Origin of the sequence: Roseovarius sp., from assembly GCF_040219995.1 — a bacterium.
Lineage (GTDB): Bacteria > Pseudomonadota > Alphaproteobacteria > Rhodobacterales > Rhodobacteraceae > Roseovarius.
In genome coordinates this window covers 1-3971 of the sequence record NZ_JAVJUC010000033.1, presented here as the reverse complement: position 1 = coordinate 3971, position 3971 = coordinate 1, and the positions used below count along the sequence as shown (strand labels likewise).

Below are 3971 nucleotides of genomic sequence, written 5' to 3'. Positions count from 1 at the left end.
GACACGGACCGGACCATGAAGGGATCGTTCCGCGACAAGCTGCTGTCCCGCGAAGGATGGAATCGGATCGCCCGCGCTTTCTTCATGGAATGGCAGATGGTTTGGAAGGAGATTCTGTTCGGCTTCACGGTCGCCGGCTTTATTTCCGTCATTGTGCCGCAGAGCTTCTGGAACGCGATCTTCCTGGTCGGAGATGGCGGTGCGCAGGACGCGCCGGGCTTCCTGATCGTCCTTGAAAACGCGCTGGTGGCTCCCGTCGTGGCCTTCTTCACCCTCATCGGTTCGATGGGCAATGTCCCTCTGGCTGCGATGCTCTGGTCGCGTGACGCGTCGTTCGGAGGCGTGATCGCCTTTCTCGGAGCCGATCTTGTTGCTGCCACGGTGATCTGGGTGCACGCAAAGTATTATGGCTGGCAGTATGCGCTCTATCTTTCAGGCTTGCTGTACCTGTGCATGGTCGCTGCGGGAATTACGGTGCATTACCTGTTCGCTCTCGTAGGGATGATCCCGACCGAGCGGCCCTCGCTTCAGGAAATGGTCCGGTTCAGCATCGACTACACATTCTTTCTCAACCTGATCTTTCTCGTAATCGGGGCAATACTGATCTTGCTTCACCTCAGGAATGTCAAGGAAGACTAACCGATTGAAGCCAGGAATGGGAAGGTTCCCAGAAGCCAGTAGGCAAACCGGGACAATTGGCCGGTCATGATGGCAACGCCCATGATGATCATGGCGAGGCCTGCGCCCTTGTAGAGCCAGCGACCGGCCTTGCCGATCTGTCTGACCCGCGCGGCGATGGCGTCGGTGAACAGCGCGGCCAACAGGAACGGCACGCCCAGCCCCGCGGAATAGATCGACAGCAGCCAGATGCCGTCCGACATACCGCCGGAAGTCGAACTGAGTGTCAGGATCGCGCCAAGGATCGGTCCGATGCAGGGGGTCCAACCAAAGGCGAAGGCCAAGCCCAGAACATAGGCTCCAAGCGGGCGACCCCCCGGAATGTCGAGTGTGAAGCGGGTGTCACGCGAGAAGGCATCCAGACGAAAGACGCCCAACATGACCAGTCCGAACAGGATGATGATCGCCCCGCCCAGATAGTTGAGTTCAGTGCGCCAGGTCAGAAGCAGCGACCCGAGCGCGCTAGCCCCGGCCCCCAACGCGACAAAGATCGTGGAAAATCCAAAAACGAAACAGGCGCTTAGCCCAAGTGCGTTGGCGCGCGCCCGCAGGCCGACCGATCGCTTCGTTCGCAAATCCGGCTGGCCAGCAATATAGGAGACATAGCCCGGCACCAGCGGCAGGACGCAGGGCGACAGGAACGAAATGGCCCCGGCCAGAAAGGCCGCGAAGATGCCGATGCCGGAAATATCCATCATGTGTTTCCATGTCCGCTGAAGGGCCGTGATGCCCACCAGAAGGCAATCAGCGGGATTACGATCCATTGCAGTACCGGAGACAATCCGGCATCAATGACCGGAATGATCGGCATCAGGTCTGAATAGGCCCAAGCCGCGCGGATCACGATGTTAAGCCATTCGCTGAACAGCGTATATCCCAACCCAAACACCACCGTCAGGACGGTCACCGAGCGTCGTGTCGGAGCCACGAAGGGCCAGCCACGGCCGGTCAGCATCAAGGCAAGCATCAGCGCGCTCATGGCAATCAGGATGTCGCCACCCGTGCAATGAACCGCGGCGAAGACGATCTCACCCCAGGTGCCCTCGTTCCAGATCGTGTAGAGCGGCATGTGGGCGAATTCCCAGATCAGATTGGCCGGGATGATCACTGAAAAATACCGACGCAGCGCTGTCAGGGATATTCCATCCGTCGAAGACGGCATGACGCCAATCGCGGTGTCACTCATTGAAACACCCCTGTCAGCCGGTCCCACCAACCGCGTTCCCGGCGTCGGTGCTGGGCATTGTTGATCAACTCGCTGACATAGAGGATCAGTTTCACATTCTTGAAATCCATGCCATGGAACTTTGCGGCAAACCGCCCGCCGATATCCACGACATGGGTGACCGCACCGTGCATCATCATGTCGCTGTCGGCGGTCGTGGTGAACTCGAGCCCATAGTCCCGCGCCACAAGGCGCGTCGCGTCGTCGCTCTGATCGGGCCGTTTGGTCAGAATGACCCAGTTGCTCGGATCGAGCCCATGCCGGTCCGCGTAGTCGCGCAGAACGTCCGGCGTGTCATTCACGGGATCGGTCGTGATCGAGATGAATTGCACCAGATCGCTCATCGGCCCGTCGTTGATCGAAGCCTGGACCGCCGCGATCTTTTCCGCATGGAGCGGGCAGAGATCCGGGCAGTTGGCGTAGATGAAATGCAGGATGACGACCCTTTCGCTGAAATCCGCCAAGCGCACAGGATTGCCCTCCGCATTCCGCAACTCGAAATCCGGGGCCTGTGCTGCGTCGATGGCCTGGAAGTATGGCTCCATCTCGAACATCCGCGCAACCAGATTTTCACTCGGATGATCGGCGGAGGCCGGAAAGGAGATCGTGGCCGCAAGTGTGACCAAGGCGGCGCGCCGGGTCAGATAGATACTCAACTGCATCACCTTTCGGATTGATCGGGCGTGCCACTACCCGCATCGTTGCATTTCCCGCCGGACCCGCCCTTCATGCACAGACCAAGCCCGCACATCACGGCACAGGGTGCCAGTGAGACCAGGACAGGCGCGAGCCCGATCGCGGTGAGCCATCCCCAGTTCAGAGCCATGCCGCCGCCCATCACGGTTGCCGCACCGACGAACAGCAATCGTCTGCGCGTCAACCACCGGGGCCAGTTGCCTGCGCTTTCGATGTCGGCGGCACCCGCATCGTTGGAAGATGATATGTCGGTCATCCGGAAAATCCTTCTGAAGTTTGAGTACTGGTCATTCTGATAATTGGGCGGTCAAGGGCGGGCGGCGCTCTTTCAGGGGCGCTTATTCGATAAAGCCTCGCAAGAAGGAGACCATCTCGGCATCATCCCATTCGGCCGGGCCGACCAGTCTCCCAAGCTCCCGCCCCTGCGCGTCGATCAGGATCGTTGTCGGCAGACCGACGATGCGCAGCGCGGTCATCGACAGCATGGTCTTGTCGACATATATCTTGAGATTGGTGACACCGATCTCGTCGTAGAAACGCCGCACGACGGGCGATCCGGCCCGGTCGATGGACAGGGCGACCACTTCGAACCGGTCGCCGCCAAGTTCCGCCTGAAGCGCATCCAGCGTCGGCATTTCCTCACGGCATGGCACGCACCAGGTTGCCCAAACATTCACGAGGATCACCTTGCCGCGAAAATCCTCCATGTCCCCACGGCTGCCGTCTTCGGTCTCGTATCGCACATTGATCACCGGCTGCGGCGTGTCGTGCAGTGCGAAGCCTTGCGGCCCGGCAAACGCCGCGCCGACGGACAATGCCCAGACGAGCAGCGCCGTTTTGAGATATTTCATGGCGTTGGCTCCTTGAAAGATTGGTTTTTCAGATCCCGGACGATCGGCAACAGGGTTTCGCGCAAGATTGCCCGAGTGATCGGTCCGACATGGCGGTAGGCGATGGTGCCGTCAGACGTGATGACATAGGTTTCGGGCACGCCGTAAACGCCCCATTCGATGCCAGCACGTCCGTCGATGTCGGCCCCGATGCGTGTGTAGGGATCGCCCAATTCGTCGAGCCAGGCGCGCGCCTGCTCGGGTGGGTCCTTGTAGTTGATCCCGTAGAGCGGCACGTCGCCAGTCGCTGCCAGATCCATGAACCGCGGGTGTTCGGCACGGCAGGGCACACACCACGAGGCGAAGACGTTCACCAGCGAGACATGGCCGATCAGGTCCTGCGTCGAAAGACCTTCCTCGCGGCCGAGCACCGGAGCAAGCGCAAACTCCGGCACAGGTTTGTCGAGAAGCGCCGATGGCAAGTCGTCGCCGCCCCTGAAAAGCCCCCAGCCGAACAAGACCATGAGGGCAAAAGCTATCAG

At 60.2% G+C, this 3971-nt stretch carries 7 protein-coding genes; 1 reads left to right on the top strand and 6 read right to left on the bottom strand.

What is annotated here, in order from left to right; genetic code table 11:
- Nucleotides 1-639: permease (locus tag RID11_RS14305; RefSeq protein ID WP_350140342.1), on the top strand; the 639-nt coding region annotated here is incomplete at its 5' end.
- Here the strand turns inward: RID11_RS14305 and RID11_RS14300 are convergent.
- From RID11_RS14300 to RID11_RS14275, 6 genes are all read right to left on the bottom strand, one after another.
- Nucleotides 636-1376 carry a cytochrome c biogenesis CcdA family protein gene (locus tag RID11_RS14300; RefSeq protein ID WP_350140344.1) on the bottom strand — a complete coding sequence of 247 codons (741 nt, stop codon included), beginning with the start codon at nucleotides 1374-1376 and terminating at the stop codon, nucleotides 636-638. The genes RID11_RS14305 and RID11_RS14300 overlap by 4 nt on opposite strands.
- The gene (locus tag RID11_RS14295) at nucleotides 1373-1864 is read right to left on the bottom strand and encodes a hypothetical protein (RefSeq protein WP_350140340.1); all 492 of its coding nucleotides are present in this window, start codon (nucleotides 1862-1864) and stop codon (nucleotides 1373-1375) included. The genes RID11_RS14300 and RID11_RS14295 overlap by 4 nt, the downstream gene beginning before the upstream one ends.
- Nucleotides 1861-2565: an SCO family protein gene (locus tag RID11_RS14290; RefSeq protein ID WP_350140338.1), complete on the bottom strand. Its 705-nt coding sequence runs from the start codon at nucleotides 2563-2565 to the stop codon at nucleotides 1861-1863. The genes RID11_RS14295 and RID11_RS14290 overlap by 4 nt, the downstream gene beginning before the upstream one ends.
- Nucleotides 2565-2855, bottom strand: coding sequence for a hypothetical protein (locus tag RID11_RS14285; protein ID WP_151976413.1), 291 nt, complete (start codon nucleotides 2853-2855; stop codon nucleotides 2565-2567). The genes RID11_RS14290 and RID11_RS14285 overlap by 1 nt, the downstream gene beginning before the upstream one ends.
- 82 nt (nucleotides 2856-2937) lie before the next feature.
- Nucleotides 2938-3450, bottom strand: a complete 513-nt coding sequence (locus RID11_RS14280) for a TlpA family protein disulfide reductase (protein ID WP_350140336.1) — start codon at nucleotides 3448-3450, stop codon at nucleotides 2938-2940.
- The coding region (locus RID11_RS14275) for a DsbE family thiol:disulfide interchange protein (protein WP_350140334.1) at nucleotides 3447-3971 on the bottom strand (525 nt) is incomplete at its 5' end. The genes RID11_RS14280 and RID11_RS14275, both read right to left, overlap by 4 nt.

Excerpts from the sequence above, each read along its gene's own strand:
- RID11_RS14290 (WP_350140338.1), bottom strand. The coding sequence starts at position 2,565 with ATGCAGTTGAGTATCTATCTGACCCGGCGCGCCGCCTTGGTCACACTT.
- RID11_RS14285 (WP_151976413.1), bottom strand. The coding sequence starts at position 2,855 with ATGACCGACATATCATCTTCCAACGATGCGGGTGCCGCCGACATCGAA.
- RID11_RS14295 (WP_350140340.1), bottom strand. The coding sequence starts at position 1,864 with ATGAGTGACACCGCGATTGGCGTCATGCCGTCTTCGACGGATGGAATA.
- RID11_RS14280 (WP_350140336.1), bottom strand. The coding sequence starts at position 3,450 with ATGAAATATCTCAAAACGGCGCTGCTCGTCTGGGCATTGTCCGTCGGC.
- RID11_RS14300 (WP_350140344.1), bottom strand. The coding sequence starts at position 1,376 with ATGATGGATATTTCCGGCATCGGCATCTTCGCGGCCTTTCTGGCCGGG.